The sequence below is a fragment of the Streptomyces sp. GLSS-08 genome, assembly GCF_056387915.1.
On sequence record NZ_JBWJAQ010000013.1, the window covers coordinates 47,724 to 64,665 of the forward strand.

Consider the following 16,942-nt stretch of genomic DNA (forward strand, 5'->3'; position numbering starts at 1 on the left):
ACCGAACACAACAAACCACAAGTCCCCACGGGCGTCAACATCACAATCAAACAAAGAACATCAACTGAAGTGTTCATTTTCTGAACGCGGAGGCGTAGGTTCCGGTCGGATACGTTCACGCAACGAAGCGAGTTCCTATGCAGTCCCCCACCTCCCTGCCCCACGGCACCTATCTCGCCGAAGGGCTCCGACTCCCCACGAACGGGCTCGACTACGCGATCCTGGCGATCTACTTCGTCGTGGTGCTGGGCATCGGCTTCGCCGCGCGCCGCTCGGTGAAGACGAGCCTCGACTTCTTCCTGTCCGGGCGCTCCCTGCCGGCCTGGGTCACGGGTCTCGCGTTCGTCGCGGCCAACCTGGGCGCGACCGAGATCCTCGGCATGGCCGCGACCGGCGCGCAGTACGGCGTGGCCGTCGTCCACTGGTACTGGATCGGCGCCATCCCCGCCATGGTCTTCCTGGGCCTGGTGATGATGCCGTTCTACTACGGCTCCAAGGTCCGCTCGGTGCCGGAGTATCTGCTCCAGCGGTTCGACAGGTCCGCACATCTGCTGAGCTCGGTCCTGTTCGCCTTCGCCGCCGTGCTGATCGCGGGCGTGAACCTCTACGCGCTGGCGATCGTCGTCGAGGCGCTGCTGGGCTGGCCGCAGTGGGTGGCGATCGTCGTCGCGGGCTTCTTCGTCCTCGCGTACATCACCTTCGGCGGTCTGTCCTCGGCGATCTACAACGAGGTCCTGCAGTTCTTCGTGATCCTCGCCGCGCTCATCCCGCTCTCCGTCCTCGGCCTGAAGAAGGTCGGCGGCTGGGACGGCCTGACCGACTCGCTCAGCAAGAGCCACGGCGACAACTTCCTGTCCGCCTGGGGCGGTACGGGCATCGGTGAAGCCAACCCGCTCGGCGCGAACTGGCTGACGATCGTCCTCGGTCTCGGCTTCGTGCTCTCCTTCGGCTACTGGACGACGAACTTCGCAGAGGTGCAGCGCGCGCTGTCCGCGAAGAACCTCTCCGCCGCCCAGCGCACCCCGCTGATCGCCGCGTTCCCGAAGATCTTCATCGTGTTCCTGGTGATGATCCCGGGCCTGGTCGCCGCCGTCCTCGTCCCGAAGATAGGCACCGGCGGCTCGGACCTCCAGTACAACGACGCCATCCCGTACCTGATGCAGGAACTGCTGCCCAACGGCGTCCTCGGCATCGCGGTGACCGGCCTGCTCGCCGCGTTCATGGCGGGCATGGCGGCGAACGTGTCGTCCTTCAACACCGTGTTCACCACCGACATCTGGCAGCGGTACGTGGTCACGGACCGCGAGGACGGCTACTACGTCAAGTTCGGCCGGCTGATCACCGCGATCGGTGTGCTGGCCTCCATCGGCACGGCGTTCATCGCCTCCAGCTTCTCCAACATCATGAGCTACCTCCAGACGCTCTTCTCCTTCTTCAACGTGCCGATGTTCGTGGTCTTCATCATCGGCATGTTCTGGAAGCGCGCCTCGATGAAGTCCGGTGTCTGGGGCCTGGTCGCGGGCACCACGGCCGCGATGGCCAACTACTTCTGGATCTACAAGCAGGGCGTCATCAGCATCCCGAGCGACCAGGGCGCCAACTTCGTGTCGGCGATCGTCGGCTTCGTCGCGGGCGCGGTCGTCATGGTCGCCGTCACCCTGTTCACCGCTCCCAAGCCGGAGGCCGAACTGGCGGGACTGGTCTACGGAACGACCTCCCCGGGGCTCGCGGAACCGCCCGCCACGGGCGACGACGCCTGGTACCGCAGGCCGGCGCTGCTGGGCTGGAGCGCGATCGCCCTGGCCGCGCTGTGCTACGTCCCGTACTCCTTCTGACCCGATCGGAGGCACTGACCATGTCCGAACTGCAGCGCGAAGTCTCCGAACTGGAGAGCAAGTCCGCGACCGCCGCCCGTCTCTTCGACATCCGGCGGATCATCGGCGGCCTGTTCGTGGTCTACGGCGTGATCGTCACGATCGCCGGGATCAACCCGTCCGAAGCCGACCTGAAGAAGGCCCAGGACGTCAACATCAACCTCTGGACGGGCCTCGCGATGCTCGCCCTGGGGCTGTTCTTCCTGGTGTGGCTCAAGCTCCGCCCCATCGCCCCGGCGACGCCGGCCGAGACCGGGGCGCCGGACGAGCACGCGTGACGCACCCGGGCCCGGCCGGCCGTTCCGGTCGGTGCCCGAGGCAGGCGGGGCCGGAGTTCACTCCGGCCCCGCACCCGTCGGTGCGGGGAGGTGCGGCACCGGACCCGCCCGGTCGAGCAGCCCGGTGCGCGCGGCCAGCGCCGCCGCCTCCAGGCGCGAACCCACACCCAGTTTCATCAGCACCCGCTGGACATGGGTGCGTGCGGTGCTCGGCGCGATGCCCATCCCCGCCGCGATCAGCCGGGTGTCCTCGCCGTCCGCGACCCGCACCAGCACCTCCACCTCGCGCGGGGTGAGCATCTGGAGCAGCCGCTGGCCCTCGTCGTCGGGCTGCGCGGCCGGATTGAGCAGCTCGCCGAACGCGCCCTGGAGCAACTGCGGGGCCACGGCGGCCTCCCCGGCCCTCGCCTTCATGATCGCGCGCTCGACGCCCTCGATCCGCTCGTCGTGCCGCACGTACCCGGAGGCACCGGAGGCGAAGGCGGCGGCGATCCCGCGCGGGTTCGGCACCGGCCCGAGCACCAGGACCGCCACCTGCGGGCGCTCCCGCTTGATCTTCACCACCGGGTCGAAGATTCCCGGCTCGGCCGGTGTCGCCGTGCCGATCAGGCACACCTCGGGTGCCCGGGCGATCACCAGCTCGGCCGCTCCCGCGGCGGGCGCGGCGGCGGCGAGCACCCGGTGCCCGCGCAGTTTCAGCGCCGAGGCCAGTGCCTCGGCGAGCAGTCGGTGGTCGTCGACCACCATGAGCCGAACTCCCATCGAGCAACCCCCAGTCCCCCTGAGCATCCCCACTGGTTCCCCGTGGTAACGAGCCCCCCGGCTCTCCATCCCCCGGAAGCTACACGCTTGTTCGACGTTGCGCTTCCCCTACCGGGGAGAAGCGGCCCGGAACACCGAAATCCCATCCCCTCGCGCATGATGCGGGGAATGCGCACGGCCCCGCCCCTGAGCAGGGACGGGGCCGTCGGCCACGGGGTGCGGTACCGCGCGCGGTACCCGGTGCGTCCTGGCGCGCGGCGCGCTCCTCGGCGCCGCGCGCGCTACTTGGCGCCGAACCCGAGAGCCGTGTACTCCTTCTCGTCCTTCGAGTACGGCTTGCTGATCAGCTCCTTGCCCATGAACAGGCGGCCGGAGGTGTACAGCAGCTCGCAGGAGCTCGGGACCATGCTGCTGATCGCGCTCAGCACGGTCTCGGAGGCGGGGGTCTCCAGGAGCTTCGTCTGCTTCAGCGACTTGCCGTCCACCGAGACGACCTGGGCGCCCTTGTCGTACGGGCCGTCCTTGTACGCGATGACGTCGGCGCCGTCCATCCGGATGGGGAACATCGAGTAGCCGTCGCCCGCGTCGATCCGGTCGCCGGTGGTCTTCCCGGTGGCCAGCGAGAACGAGATGATCTCGTTGGTCCGGCTGTACTGGGCGGTTCCCTCGTGCTCCTTGGTCGGCACGTACAGCTTGTCGTTGCCGACCGCGATGCCGGTGCAGTCGTGCACCTTGTTGACGCCGCAGTCGTGCTCGTACTTGCCGTCCGCCAGCGTGATCTTGGTGCGCAGCTTGCCGCTCTCGTCGAGCGAGAACGCGTCCGTGACACCGGAGGCGGTGATGTCACCGGAGTCGACGCCGAAGACCACCGGCTTGGTGGAGATCACCTTGGCGTTGTCGATGCCGGCCGGGAGCTTGTACGTCCACCTGGCGCTGCCGCTCTTCGGGTCGAGCAGCTGCACCTGGTACTTCTCGTTGCCGTAGTCACCGCACTTGCGGACCGCGACGAGCTGCTCGCCGCCGGCGTAGCCGACGTCCTTGCAGGAGCTCGCCTTCGGCTGCCACAGGACCTTGCCGGTCTTCGCGTCGAACGCGGCGCCACCGGAGTAGCCTCCGCCGACCGCGACGGTGCTGCCGCTGATGGTGACCTCGCCGAACGCGATATCCGTCCCGCTGATGGCGGCCGTCTTGGTCCACAGCTCCTTGCCGGTGTCCATGTCGAAGGCGACGACCTTCGTGCAGGGATGGCGGTCGTTCTTGCCGCTGCGCTCGGCCTCCTCGGTCACCACCGCGGCGACGCCGTCCTCGGTGATCTCGCGCGAGCCCGCGCAGGTCTGGCCGGGCAGGTCGAGGGTCCATTTCTCGGAGCCGCTGTCGGGCTCGTAGCCCACGATCTTGCCGACGCCCGCCTTGGCGTACACCGCGTCGGTGAGCCAGGAGCCCGTGACGCTGTCGATCCGCTCGTCCTTGACCTCGTGCGCGGGCACCTGGAAGAGGACCTCGGCGGCCGGGTCGGAGGGGGCCTTCTCCTTGGCGCCGCCGCCACCGGAGGTGCCGCCGCCCTTCGCGTCCGTGCCGCCGGAGCTGCCGCCCGGTCCCGCGGAGGTGTCCTTGCTCTTGTCGTCCTTGTCGGAGGACGACTTGTACCAGACCCCCCCGCCGATGATGAGGGCGATGGCGACGACGGCCGCGACGATGATGATCATCTGGGGGCTGAACTTCCGGCCGCCGCCCTGGTGGGGCACCTGCGGCTGCATCGGGAAGGTCTGCGGCTGCGGATAGCCGTACGGCGGCTGGGGCTGCTGGCCCGGATACCCGTACCCGGGCTGTCCGGGCGGCGGCGACTGCGGGGTGTGCGGGTAGCCGTAGCCCGGGCCCTGCGGCGGCTGCGGGGGCGCGCCCTGCGGCGGGGCGGGCGGGGGCGTCTGCGGAGGCTGGGGGGGCTGCGGGTAGCCGTAACCGGGGGCCGGCGGCGGGGTCTGGGGCGCGCCGAAACCACCCGGCGGCGGGGGCTGGGGGGCACCGAAGCCGCCCGGCGGCGGGTCCTGCGGGGCGCCGAACCCTCCCTGCTGCGGGGGCTCGTTGGGCGGCGGGGGCGGCGGCTGGCTCATGACGTCTCTACCTCGGGGTGTTCGGAGTGCGAAGGGCGCGCGGGGCGCGTGGAGGTGACGGGAAGGGGCGCTGTCGGCGGGCCGGCGGTCACTTGCCGTAGGCCAGCATCAGCTTCTCCTTCGACTCGTCGTTGCCCGTCAGCCGGGTCGTGGACAGGTAGAAGCGTCCGTCCACGTAGTCGAGTGCCTTGGAGTAGAAGCCGTTCTCGATGTCCGCGGTGCCCTGCGGGTTCTGCAGCAGCTTCGTCGTCTTGTGGCCGCTGCCCCCGGTCGGGACGGACACGATCCGGCCGCCCGCGTCGTACGACGGCTCGACGTACGCGATGAGGTCGCCGCCGTCGAGCTTCAGCGGCAGCATCGTCTGGTCCGTGGGCGACTTGGTGCGCCACTTCTCCTTGCCGCTCTCCAGGCTGATCGCGACGATCTCGTTCGGGCCGCTCTTCGCCTCGGTGGGCAGGTAGAGGGTGTTGGCGTCGGCCGCGACCCCCGTGCAGCCCTGCAGCTCACGGGTGAGGATGGCCCAGCCGCACTCCGGTGCGAACGACTCGTCGACGTCGACCTGCGAGCGGATCGTGCCGTCGTTCTTCAGCGTGGAGATGTTCCACTGCTTCTTGTCCTTGTTGGTGAGGTACAGGACGACCGGGTCGACCGAGTACGTCCGCGCGACCTGCCAGCCCTTGACGACCTTCTGCGTCCACCTGGTCCTGCCGGTCGCCGGGTCAAGTTCCTGCACCTCGTCGTGCGCGTTCGAGCTGCCGGCGCCGCAGGAGGAGACGGAGATCAGTTTGCTGCCGCCGGCGAACGCGGTCGGGAAGCAGGCCGTGCCGTACTTCTTCTTGTCCCACAGCTTCTTGCCGGAGGACATGTCGTACGCGGTGCCGGACTGCGAGCGGCCGACCATCAACGTGTCGCCCGAGATGGTCAGTTCGACGGACAGGGCGCTGTCGAAGAGGCCGCCGTCGGCGACCTTCGCGCTCCAGCCCTTCTTGCCGGTGGTGAGGTCGATCTCCTGGATCTGGTTGCACTTGGCGCCGTCCGTGGCGCCGGCCTTGTACGCGATGACGATCTTGTCGTCGGACGTCTTCTGCCGGGAGGCCGCGCAGATCTTCTGCGGGAACGTGATGGCGTCCCAGGTGGGCTTGCCGTCACCGACGTCGTAGGCGAAGAGCTGCTTGTAGGCCGCCTTCACCGCCGTCCTGCCGGTGATCCACATGCCGGGGGCGTCGGCGCCGGAACCGGGGGCGTCGGGCGCCTCCTTGTACCAGAGCACCTTCGCCTCGCCGTCCTGGCGGCCCTCGTTGAGGTTGTCCGGGTCCTCGCCGCCGTCACCGCTGCCGTCGCCCTCGTCGACCGGGGCGGACTGGGTCGGCTTGTCGTCCTGGCTCTTCTTCGCGACCGGCTTCTTGTCGCCGTCGTCGCCGCTGGAGACCGCCAACACGGTGCCGCCTATGACGAGCAGCGCGGCGACCGCCGCGCCTATGATCATCGCGGGCTTGCCCCGGAACGGGTTCCTCGGCCCGCCGCCGGGCGGCGGAGGCACCGGGCCGCCGGGGAACTGGCCCTGCGGATAGCCGTAACCGGCCTGCGGCGGCTGCCCGTAGGGACCAGGCCGGCCGTAGGGGCCGGGCTGCTGGGGCTGACCGTAGGGACCGGCCTGCGGCGGCTGCCCGTACGGACCCGGCTGCTGCGGCTGGCCGAAGGCGCCCGGCTGCTGCGGCGGGGTGTACGCGCCCGGCTGGGCGTACGGGCCGGGCTGGGCGTACGGGCCGGGCTGCTGCGGGTATCCGTAGCCGGGCTGCGGCGGCTGCGGAGGGCCGCCGGCGGGCGGGCCCGGCGGGGCCTGGGGCGGCGGCGGCGTGGCGCCCTGCCGCGGGTCCTGCGGTGCCCCGGAGGCGTGCTGGGCCGGCTGGTCGTGCGGTGTTCCCGAGTCGCCCTTGGGCGGCTGGTTGGGCGGCTGAGTCATCAGCGCTCCCCCTCTTCACTGATTTTTAGCCACCCACGGTCGCGCTGGAGTGGTTCTCAGACTGTCTTCAGACGGCCCTTTCTATCACTGCGCAGCCCTCGAACAAGGGGCCGGTCCTCCCCCTGTTCCCAAGGGAGGACCGGCCCGTGATGCCCTCGTTACGCGCCTTCACGCGCCCTTCACCCACCCCGCCGCGTCCTACGCGTCCTCGGCGAGCTCCAGCCACCGCAGTTCGAGCTCCTCGCGCTCACCGGCCAACTCCCGCAGCTCGGCGTCCAGTTCGGCCACCTTTGCGAAGTCCGTCGCGTTGGCGGCGATCTGGGCGTGCAGCCTGGTCTCCTTGTCGGAAACCTTGTCCAACTGCCTCTCGATCTTCTGCAGTTCCTTCTTCGCGGCGCGGGCGTCGGCGGCCGACGCGGACCTGGCAGGGGCGGGGGCGGCGGCGAGGACGGCGGCCGCGGCGGCCTCCTCCATGCGGTGGCGCCGCTCCAGGTACTCGTCGATGCCGCGCGGCAGCATCCGCAGGGTGGCGTCCCCGAGGAGGGCGTACACCTTGTCGGTGGTCCGCTCGATGAAGAACCGGTCGTGGGAGATCACGACCATCGACCCGGGCCACCCGTCGAGCACGTCCTCCAGCTGCGTGAGGGTCTCGATGTCCAGGTCGTTGGTGGGCTCGTCGAGGAAGAGGACGTTGGGCTCGTCCATCAGCAGGCGCAGCAGCTGGAGCCGGCGGCGCTCACCACCGGACAGGTCGCCGACGGGCGTCCACTGCTTCTCCTTGCTGAAGCCGAACGTCTCGCAGAGCTGCCCCGCGGTCATCTCGCGCCCCTTGCCGAGGTCGACCCGGTCCCGCACGGCCTGCACGGCCTGCAGCACCCGCCAGGTGGGGTCGAGTTCGGCGACCTCCTGGGACAGGTAGGCGAGCTTGACGGTCTTGCCCGTGACGATCCGGCCGGCCGCGGGCTGCTGCTCGCCGTCGCTGCGGGCGGCGTCGGTCATGGCCCGCAGGAGCGAGGTCTTGCCCGCGCCGTTCACCCCGACCAGACCGATCCGGTCACCCGGACCGAGCTGCCAGGTCAGATGCTTGAGCAGCAGCTTGGGCCCGGCCTGGACGGTCACGTCCTTCAGGTCGAAGACGGTCTTGCCGAGCCGCGACGAGGCGAACTTCATCAGCTCGCTCGTGTCCCGCGGCGGCGGTACGTCCGCGATCAGCTCGTTGGCGGCCTCCACCCGGAAGCGCGGCTTGGACGTACGGGCCGGCGCGCCCCGACGCAGCCACGCCAGCTCCTTGCGGACCAGGTTCTGCCGCTTGACCTCCTCGGTCGCGGCGATCCGCTCCCGCTCGGCGCGGGCGAAGACGTAGTCGGTGTAGCCGCCCTCGTACTCGTAGACGTCGCCCTTCTGCACGTCCCACATGCGGGTGCAGACCTGGTCGAGGAACCACCGGTCGTGGGTGACGCACACCAGCGCCGACCGACGCTCGCGCAGATGCCGGGCCAGCCAGGCGATGCCCTCCACGTCCAGGTGGTTGGTGGGCTCGTCGAGGATGATCAGGTCCTGCTCGTCGATGAGCAGCTTGGCCAGCGCGATGCGCCGCCGCTCACCGCCGGACAGCGGACCGATCACGGTGTCGAGGCCCTGCGGGAAACCGGGCAGGTCCAGGCCGCCGAAGAGACCGGTCAGCACGTCGCGGATCTTGGCGTTGCCCGCCCACTCGTGGTCGGCGAGGTCCCGGATGACCTCGTGGCGGACGGTCGCCGCGGGGTCCAGCGAGTCGTGCTGCGTCAGCACCCCGAGGTGGAGGCCGCCGGAGTGCGTGACCCGGCCGGTGTCCGCCTCCTCCAGCTTGGCGAGCATGCGGATCAGGGTGGTCTTGCCGTCGCCGTTGCGGCCGACCACGCCGATCCGGTCCCCTTCGGACACGCCGAGGGAGACACCGTCGAGCAGGGCACGGGTTCCGTACACCTTGCTGACGGACTCGACATTGACCAGATTGACGGCCATTTCTCTCCTGACGAGGGGGACGATCGACCCTCAAGGGTAGTCCGCGCCCGTCGAGGCCCGGGCCGCGGTCTCAGAGGCCGCGGTCTCAGAGCAGGGTCGCGCCGGGCGCGGGGCCCTCGGTGGCCCGTACCGCCCGGCAGGTGCCCGAGGCGCGCAGCGCGCCGGCGACCTCGCGCGCGGACTCCGCGTCCCGCACGAGGAAGGCCGTCGTCGGCCCCGACCCGGAGACCAGCGCGGCCAGGGAGCCCGCGGAGCGTCCGGCGGCCAGGGTGTCCGTCAGCTTCGGGAACAGGGAGAGCGCCGCGGGCTGGAGGTCGTTGGAGACCGATGCCGCGAGGGCCGCCGGGTCGCCCTTCGCCAGGGCGTCGAGGAGGTCCTGGGACGCGGCCGGCTCGGGAACGGTGACGTGCGAGGTGAGGCGGTCGAACTCCGCGTACACGGCCGGTGTCGACAGCCCGCCGTCGGCGACGGCGAAGACCCAGTGGAAACTCCCGCCGACCTCCAGCGGGCGCAGCCGCTCGCCGCGCCCGGTGCCCAGAGCCGCCCCGCCCACCAGGCTGAACGGCACGTCACTGCCCAACTCGGCGCAGATGTCGAGGAGTTCCTCGCGCGAGGCGTTCGTGCCCCACAGCGCGTCGCAGGCAACCAGTGCGCCGGCCGCGTCCGCGCTGCCGCCGGCCATGCCGCCCGCGACGGGGATGTCCTTGGCGATGTGGAGGTGGACGTCGGGCGTGCGGCCGTGGCGTCCGGCGAGCGCGAGGGCCGCGCGGGCCGCCAGGTTCGTGCGGTCCAGGGGCACCTGTCCGGCGTCCGGGCCCGCGCAGGTGATGCGCAGCCCGTCCGCCGGGGTGGCCGTCACCTCGTCGTACAGCCCGACCGCCAGGAAGACGTTGGCCAGGTCGTGGAAGCCGTCGGGGCGGGCGGCACCCACCGCGAGCTGGACGTTGACCTTGGCCGGGACGCGTACCGTCACCTTCACGATGCCCTCGACCCCTTGTGTCCGGCGTGCCCGGCGTCCGCCGGCCGTTCGGCGCGGTTCTCGGCGATGCGGACGAACTCCTCGACCGTCAGGGCCTCCCCGCGGGCCTGCGGCGAGACACCCGCGGCGACGAGCGCGGCCTCGGCGGCCGCGGCGGACCCTGCCCACCCGGCGAGCGCCGCCCGCAGGGTCTTGCGGCGCTGCGCGAACGCGGCGTCCACCACGGCGAAGACCTCGCGCCGCGAGGCCGTGGTCTTCAGGGGCTCGGCCCGCCGCACCAGCGACACCAGGCCGCTGTCCACGTTGGGCGCTGGCCAGAACACGTTCCGCCCGATGGCGCCGGCGCGCTTCACCTCGGCGTACCAGTTGGCCTTCACGGACGGTACGCCGTACACCTTCGAGCCGGGCGGCGCCGCGAGCCGGTCGGCCACCTCCGCCTGCACCATCACGAGCGTCCGCTCGATGGTCGGGAAGGCTTCCAGCATGTGCAGCAGCACCGGCACGGCCACGTTGTACGGCAGGTTCGCGACGAGCGCGGTGGGCGCGGGGCCCGGCAGCTCGGTCACGTGCATCGCGTCGGAGTGCACGAGCGAGAACCGCCCGGCCCGCTGCGGCATCCGCGCCTCGATGGTCGCGGGCAGCGCTCCCGCGAGCACGTGGTCGATCTCGACGGCGACGACCCGGTCCGCGGCCTCCAGCAGCCCGAGGGTCAGCGACCCGAGGCCGGGTCCGACCTCGACGACCACGTCGTCGGAGCGCACACCGGCGGTCCGCACGATCCGCCGCACGGTGTTCGCATCGATCACAAAGTTCTGGCCGCGCTGCTTGGTGGGCCGCACGCCGAGGACGGCCGCGAGTTCGCGGACGTCGGCGGGGCCCAGGAGGGCGTCGGGGGTGGGGCTGCTCACGCACCAAGGGTACGGGTGGGTGACGGCCACTTCTCGCGCCCCTGCGGCGCCGGGGAGTTTTCCGCCCCTCCGGCGTTCGAGGACGCTGCCGTCCAGGCCGTCACGGGGGTCCGGCGGCGGAGCCCCCGGGGGCCGTCAGCCGTGGAGGCGGGTGCCGCAGTGGGGCCAGGGGCTCGCGCCCCGCCGTAGGTAGAGCTTCTTCGCCCGGAACGTCTGCTCCGCCGCCGGTGCGTCCTGCGGCCGGCCCGAACCGCCGAGGCTCTGCCAGGTGCGCGTGTCGAACTGGTAGAGCCCGCCGTACGTCCCGGAGGGATCCACCGCCCCCGGCCGGCCGCCCGACTCGCACGCGGCGAGCCCGGCCCAGTCGAGGTGGTCGGCCCCGGCGACCGACGTCGGCGGCGTCTTCGTGCCGACCTTCACCACCTGCGTCTGCGGCTCGCGCACCACCTCGGTCCTCACCCGCCGGGGTCTTTGTCCGACGCCGTTCACGGTGCGCACCAGGTACGTGACCCGCCGGGTGCCGGGCCGCCCGGCCCGCTCGACCACCTCCGTGCCCCGGAACAGCGTCGCGTCCTGCGTCCGCTCCTCCGCGAACGGGATCAGCTCCTCGCGCACCTCCCTGGTCCCGGTGATCCGTATGACGGTGACGGTCTGCCCGTCCCGCGGGAAGCTGCCGGGCGGCACGGAGGTCGTGTCCTGGCCGTGCAGGGTGATGCCGGCCTCCCCGACGGCCTCCAGGACATTCGCGGCGTTCGTGCGGATCGTCCGCGCCCGCCCGTCCGCCATGACCGTGACGGTGCGCTCCGTGCGGACGTCGAGCGTCAGCCCCTCCCGGCCGATCCGCCGGGAGGGGGAGGCGGACACGTACGCGCCCTCCGCCCGCACCCCGAGCTGCCGGAGCGCCCCCTCCACGGTGTGCGCCGTCGTCCACACCTCGCGCCGCTCGCCGTCGAGGGTGAGGCGCACGGGGCGCCCGTAACGGACGGCGACCTCGTCCCCGCTGGCCAGGGGCGTGCCGGGGGCGGGCGCCACGATGTCGTGGGCGCCGACCTGAACGCCCTCGTCCGCGAGCAGCTCGGTCACGTCGTCCGCGAAGGTGTGCAGCGTGCGCGGTTTGCCGTCGACGGTCAGCTCGACCGCCTTGTCCTCGGCGACGAACGCGGTGGTGCCGCCCGCCAGGAACGCCACGACCAGCGCCTGCGGCAGGAGTCGGCGCAGCGGGTCCTGCCGTACGGCGGTGCGTCTGCGGCGGGCGGCGCGGCGGGCTCCGGCGCGCCCGCCGGAGAGCGGACCGCCGGCCGCGGGAGCGGCGCCGTAACCCGGGAGCCCGCCGTCCGGGACGGTCTGCCACGGCAGCGTGGGCTCCTCGCAGGCGGGCCGGTAGGTGTCCTCGAAGACCCCGGGCGCGGCGCGGACGTCGTAGGGCAGTGTCGGCGCACTGTGCGGGTCCAGGACGTGGTGGGGCAGCGTCGGCGCACTGTGCGGGTCCAGGACGTGGTGGGGCAGCGTCGGCGCACTGTGCGGGTCGAGGACGTCGTACGGCGCCGGCGGGTCGACGACGGTCGGGCCGCACCGGCCGGCCGGGCCGTACGTCTCGTACGTCTCGTACTGCGAGTTGCTCACGACGACGCTCCAGGGGGATCGGGCGACCAGAACCTAGCGGAGCGGTCGTCACTCTCCCAAGCAACGCGGCTACCCAGCGTGGCGACACTCTCCCGAGGTGGGACCGGGAGAAGCCCCTGGAAGCGTTATGGGTCAGTAATCGAACGCGCGGGCCGTGTTCGCTGCCAGCGCTGTCGCCAGCGCGTCCTCGCCGATGCCCCGCACCGCCGCCATCGCACGGACCGTGACCGGAACGAGATACGGGGCGTTGGGCCGTCCGCGGTACGGCGCCGGGGTCAGGAACGGCGCGTCGGTCTCCACCAGGACCAGTTCCAGCGGGGCGGCGGCGAGCGCGTCGCGCAGCGGCTGGGCGTTCTTGAAGGTCATGTTGCCGGCGAAGGACATGAAGTACCCGGCGCGGGCGCAGACCTCGGCCATCGCCGCGTCGCCCGAGTAGCAGTGGAAGACCGTCCGCTCCGGGGCGCCCTCCTCCTTGAGGACGCGCAGCACGTCGGCGTGGGCCTCGCGGTCGTGGATGACCAGGGCCTTGCCGTGCCGCTTGGCGATCTCGATGTGGGCGCGGAAGGAGCGCTCCTGGGCCGCCTTGCCCTCGGGGCCGGTGCGGAAGTAGTCGAGGCCGGTCTCGCCGACGCCCTTGACCTGGGGCAGGGCGGCCAGCCGGTCGATCTCGGCGAGGGCCTCGTCCAGAGCGGCGTCACCGCCCGCGGTGCGCGCGCCCTGGCGGGACCCCCCTCCGCCGGGATCGCCGTGCACGATGCGGGGCGCCTCGTTGGGGTGGAGTGCGACGGACGCGTGGACGGCGTCGTGCTCCAGGGCGGTCTGCGCCGCCCACCGGGAGCCGTGCACGTCGCAGCCGACCTGGACGACGGTGGTCACACCGACCGACGCGGCCTTGGCGAGGCCTTCCTCGACCGTGCCGGACTGCATGTCGAGGTGGGTGTGCGAGTCGGCGACGGCCACGCGCAGCGGTGCCGGCAGGGGCGGGGCTTCGGTATGGGAGGGCATGCCCCGATCCTACGAAGGGGGCACGCCCGGCCTGTCGTCACGGTCGGCGGATCGGCCCGCGTGCCACGGAGGCACCGGCTCGCCCGCCCGTCAGGGAGGGGATCAGATCGCCCTGCGGTGGTGGAAGGGGTGCAGCAGGTCCGAGAAGTGCCAGTGGTGCTGCTCCTCGGGCTCGGGCGCGTGGTCCGGGCCGGCGGGTTCCGCCGATGCCTGCCGGGGCAGCGCGGGCGGCTGCCGCCGCAGGGAGTTCAGCGCCGAGGACACCTGTCCGGCGCGCATGATGCGCACCAGATGGTTGTCGCAGTTCAGGCAGGTCGGCCGGCTCAGCGGCGACGGCACCACCAGACCGTCGGCGAGGTAGGTCACGAACGCGGCGCCCTCGGCGTCGCGGTGGTGCTCGATCTCGTACGACTGCTCCCAGCCGTGCCCGCAGCGCATGCAGGCGAAGGAATACGACTCGTGGACGACGTCGGCCGCCGGGGTGCCCCGGCCGGTCCGCCCTGCGATCTCACTCATTCCAGCTCCTCTTGTCCGCCGGACGAGCGCCTCCGTCGCGGGAGGGGGAGCCGACTCCCCACTGCGCCCCCGAAGGCGAGGGGCGGGTGCGCCCCTGCGACCAGTGGACGCCTCTCCCGGCGCGGACGCAGCAGACCTGCCGAGTGTTGGATCCGTCTTGGCCCTTCCTTGCCGCAGCGCCCCCCGGAGCCCGGCCGGGCTTTGCCTTTCCCGGCCGTCCTTTGCCCGCCTATGGGGCGCCGCGCTCCGCGTTCTTTGCCGCCACGACGGCATCGAAGACCTCCCGCTTGGGAATCCCCGCCTCGGCGGCCACGGCGGCGATCGCCTCCTTGCGCCGCTCCCCCGCCTCCTCGCGCACCCGCACCCTGCGCACCAGTTCGCCGGCGTCCAGGTCCCCGGCGCCCTTCTCGGGGGCGCCCTCGACGACCACGGTGATCTCGCCGCGCACCCCCTCGGCGGCCCAGGCGGCCAGCTCGCCCAGCGGGCCGCGCTTGACCTCCTCGTACGTCTTCGTCAGTTCGCGGCAGACGGCGGCCCGGCGCCCCTCGCCGAACACCTCCGCCATGGCGGCGAGGGTGTCGTCGAGGCGGTGCGGCGCCTCGAAGTACACGAGGGTGCGGCGCTCCTCGGCGACCTCCCGCAGCCGGGACAGGCGTTCGCCCCCCTTCCGCGGCAGGAAGCCCTCGAAGCAGAACCGGTCGACGGGCAGCCCGGACAGCGCGAGCGCGGTGAGCACCGCGGACGGGCCGGGCACGGCGGTGACCTTGATGTCCTTCTCGACGGCGGCGGCGACCAGGCGGTAGCCCGGGTCGGAGACGGACGGCATCCCGGCGTCGGTCACCAGCAGCACCCGGGCCCCGCCGACCAGCGCCTCGACCAGCTCCGGGGTGCGGGCCGCCTCGTTCCCCTCGAAGTACGAGACCACCCGCCCCGTCGGCAGCGCGTCCAGGGCCTGCGCGAGCCTGCGCAGCCGTCGCGTGTCCTCGGCGGCCACGACGTCCGCGGTCGCCAGCTCCTTCGCGAGCCGGGGCGGAGCGTCGGTCACGTCGCCGATGGGGGTGCCTGCCAGTACAAGGGTTCCTGTCACGTTTCCATCCTCGCAGGGCCCGGGGACGGGACTCCCACAGAGACGTTCCCTACGATGGCGCGGTGACCAGTACCGCGTCCTCCACGGACACCCGGCAGGGCCGGGCCACCGAAGAGCAGCGGCCGTCGTGGCAGCAGCGGCTGCGGCGCTTCGGCTATTCGGCGAAGCCCGGAAGTGATGTCCGCGACCGCCTCGTGCCGCCGTACGCGGCGCCCAGCCCGCGCGTCTGGGCCGCGTTCGGGCTGCGCCACGAGGTCGCCGAACGCGTCACGCGCTGGTCGGGGTGGGGCGGTCCGCTGCTCGTGACCCTGCTGGCCGGGCTGATGCGGTTCTGGAACCTGGGCGGCCCGAGGGCGGTGATATTCGACGAGACGTACTACGCCAAGGACGCCTGGGCACTGGTCCACCGCGGTTACGAGGTCAACTGGGCCAAGGACGCCAACGACCTGATCCTCCAGGGCAACGGCCACGTGTCCGTCCCCACGGACGCCGCGTACGTGGTGCACCCGCCGGTCGGCAAGTACGTCATCGGGCTCGGCGAGATGATGTTCGGCTTCGATCCGTTCGGCTGGCGCTTCATGACGGCGCTGCTCGGCACGCTGTCCGTGCTGCTGGTGTGCCGGATCGGCCGCCGGCTCTTCCGCTCCACGTTCCTCGGGTGCCTCGCGGGCGCGCTGCTGGCGGTGGACGGGCTGCACTTCGTGATGAGCCGTACGTCGCTGCTGGACGGCGTGCTGATGTTCTTCGTGCTGGCGGCCTTCGGCTGTCTGGTGGTCGACCGGGACAAGGCGCGCACGCGGCTGGCCGCGGCGCTCCCGGCCGACCAGGACGGTGTCGTGCGCCCCGACCAGCACACGGCCGAGTCCGTCCGCCTCGGTTGGCGTCCCTGGCGCTGGGGGGCCGGCGTGCTGCTGGGCCTGGCCATCGGCACGAAGTGGAACGGCCTCTACGTGCTGGCCGCGTTCTGCGTGCTGGCCGTCCTGTGGGACGTCGGCTCGCGTCGCGTCGCGGGCGCCCGCCATCCGTACTCGGCCGTCCTCAAGCACGACACCGGCATCACCTTCCTGGCCACGGTGCCGGTCGCCGTCGTCGTCTACCTGGCCTCCTGGACCGGCTGGATCCTCTCCCCCGCCGACGGCAGCGGCGGCTACTTCCGCAACTGGGCCGCGACCGACGGCAAGGGCGGCAACTGGACGATGCTGCCGGACTGGCTGCGCAGCCTGTGGCACTACGAGCACGAGGTCTACAAGTTCCACGTGGGCCTCTCGTCGCCGCACACCTACCAGTCGAACCCGTGGAGCTGGCTGGTCACCGGCCGTCCCGTCTCGTACTTCTACGAGTCCCCGGCGCCCGGCAAGGACGGCTGCCCGGCCGACGCCGGCGAGAAGTGCGCCCGCGAGGTCCTCGCGCTGGGCACCCCGCTGCTGTGGTGGGCGGCGTGCTTCGCGGTCCTGTACGTGCTGTGGCGCTGGGCGTTCCGCCGCGACTGGCGGGCGGGCGCGATCGCCTGCGCCGTCGCCGCCGGGTATCTCCCCTGGTTCAAGTACCAGGAACGCACGATCTTCTTCTTCTACGCCGTCGTGTTCGTGCCGTTCCTCTGCCTGGCCGTCGCCATGCTGATCGGCGCGCTCCTCGGCCCCCCGGGATCCAGTGAACGCCGCCGCGTCGCGGGCGCCGCCGCAGCGGGCGTCCTGGTCCTCCTGATCGCCTGGAACTTCATCTACTTCTGGCCGATCTACACCGGCACGGCCATCCCGATCGACGACTGGCGGTCGCGGATGTGGCTGGATACCTGGGTCTAGCTGCACAGACGTATCGACGGGGCCCGGCAC

General features: G+C 71.8%; 13 protein-coding genes. 3 read left to right on the top strand and 10 right to left on the bottom strand.

Going from position 1 to position 16,942, the window contains the following annotated elements; all coding sequences use genetic code 11:
- Positions 1-137 precede the first annotated feature (137 nt).
- Both AC0ZLC_RS23105 and AC0ZLC_RS23110 read left to right on the top strand, forming a co-directional pair.
- Positions 138-1,835, top strand: coding sequence for a sodium:solute symporter family protein (locus AC0ZLC_RS23105; RefSeq protein WP_476753850.1), 1,698 nt, complete (start codon positions 138-140; stop codon positions 1,833-1,835).
- Between the two features lie 20 nt (positions 1,836-1,855).
- Complete coding sequence (locus tag AC0ZLC_RS23110) at positions 1,856-2,152, top strand: hypothetical protein (RefSeq protein ID WP_476753851.1); 297 nt, start codon at positions 1,856-1,858, stop codon at positions 2,150-2,152.
- Between the two features lie 57 nt (positions 2,153-2,209).
- Here AC0ZLC_RS23110 and AC0ZLC_RS23115 read toward each other — a convergent pair whose 3' ends face one another.
- The 10 genes from AC0ZLC_RS23115 to rsmI form a co-directional block, all read right to left on the bottom strand.
- Positions 2,210-2,914 carry a helix-turn-helix transcriptional regulator gene (locus AC0ZLC_RS23115; RefSeq protein ID WP_476753852.1) on the bottom strand — a complete coding sequence of 235 codons (705 nt, stop codon included), beginning with the start codon at positions 2,912-2,914 and terminating at the stop codon, positions 2,210-2,212.
- A gap of 281 nt (positions 2,915-3,195) precedes the next feature.
- Positions 3,196-5,025: an outer membrane protein assembly factor BamB family protein gene (locus tag AC0ZLC_RS23120; protein WP_476753853.1), complete on the bottom strand. Its 1,830-nt coding sequence runs from the start codon at positions 5,023-5,025 to the stop codon at positions 3,196-3,198.
- An 88-nt stretch (positions 5,026-5,113) separates the two neighbouring features.
- Positions 5,114-6,988, bottom strand: coding sequence for an outer membrane protein assembly factor BamB family protein (locus AC0ZLC_RS23125; RefSeq protein WP_476753854.1), 1,875 nt, complete (start codon positions 6,986-6,988; stop codon positions 5,114-5,116).
- 198 nt (positions 6,989-7,186) lie between these two features.
- The gene (locus AC0ZLC_RS23130) at positions 7,187-8,992 is read right to left on the bottom strand and encodes an ABC-F family ATP-binding cassette domain-containing protein (RefSeq protein ID WP_388788404.1); all 1,806 of its coding nucleotides are present in this window, start codon (positions 8,990-8,992) and stop codon (positions 7,187-7,189) included.
- A gap of 85 nt (positions 8,993-9,077) precedes the next feature.
- Positions 9,078-9,971: a 4-(cytidine 5'-diphospho)-2-C-methyl-D-erythritol kinase gene (locus tag AC0ZLC_RS23135; protein WP_476753855.1), complete on the bottom strand. Its 894-nt coding sequence runs from the start codon at positions 9,969-9,971 to the stop codon at positions 9,078-9,080.
- The gene (gene rsmA, locus AC0ZLC_RS23140; RefSeq protein WP_476753856.1) at positions 9,968-10,879 is read right to left on the bottom strand and encodes a 16S rRNA (adenine(1518)-N(6)/adenine(1519)-N(6))-dimethyltransferase RsmA; all 912 of its coding nucleotides are present in this window, start codon (positions 10,877-10,879) and stop codon (positions 9,968-9,970) included. Before rsmA ends, AC0ZLC_RS23135 begins: the two co-directional genes overlap by 4 nt.
- Positions 10,880-11,014: 135 nt before the next feature.
- Positions 11,015-12,502 (bottom strand): ubiquitin-like domain-containing protein, encoded by a 1,488-nt coding sequence (locus AC0ZLC_RS23145; protein WP_476753857.1) that lies wholly within the window; start codon positions 12,500-12,502, stop codon positions 11,015-11,017.
- A 132-nt stretch (positions 12,503-12,634) separates the two neighbouring features.
- Complete coding sequence (locus tag AC0ZLC_RS23150; RefSeq protein WP_476753858.1) at positions 12,635-13,507, bottom strand: TatD family hydrolase; 873 nt, start codon at positions 13,505-13,507, stop codon at positions 12,635-12,637.
- 102 nt (positions 13,508-13,609) lie between these two features.
- The gene (locus AC0ZLC_RS23155; protein ID WP_476753859.1) at positions 13,610-14,023 is read right to left on the bottom strand and encodes a hypothetical protein; all 414 of its coding nucleotides are present in this window, start codon (positions 14,021-14,023) and stop codon (positions 13,610-13,612) included.
- A 229-nt stretch (positions 14,024-14,252) separates the two neighbouring features.
- Positions 14,253-15,110 (bottom strand): 16S rRNA (cytidine(1402)-2'-O)-methyltransferase, encoded by an 858-nt coding sequence (rsmI, locus tag AC0ZLC_RS23160; RefSeq protein ID WP_476753860.1) that lies wholly within the window; start codon positions 15,108-15,110, stop codon positions 14,253-14,255.
- Positions 15,111-15,172: 62 nt separating this feature from the next.
- Between rsmI and AC0ZLC_RS23165 the strand changes: the two genes are divergently transcribed.
- The gene (locus AC0ZLC_RS23165) at positions 15,173-16,912 is read left to right on the top strand and encodes a dolichyl-phosphate-mannose--protein mannosyltransferase (protein ID WP_476753861.1); all 1,740 of its coding nucleotides are present in this window, start codon (positions 15,173-15,175) and stop codon (positions 16,910-16,912) included.
- Positions 16,913-16,942: the final 30 nt, after the last annotated feature.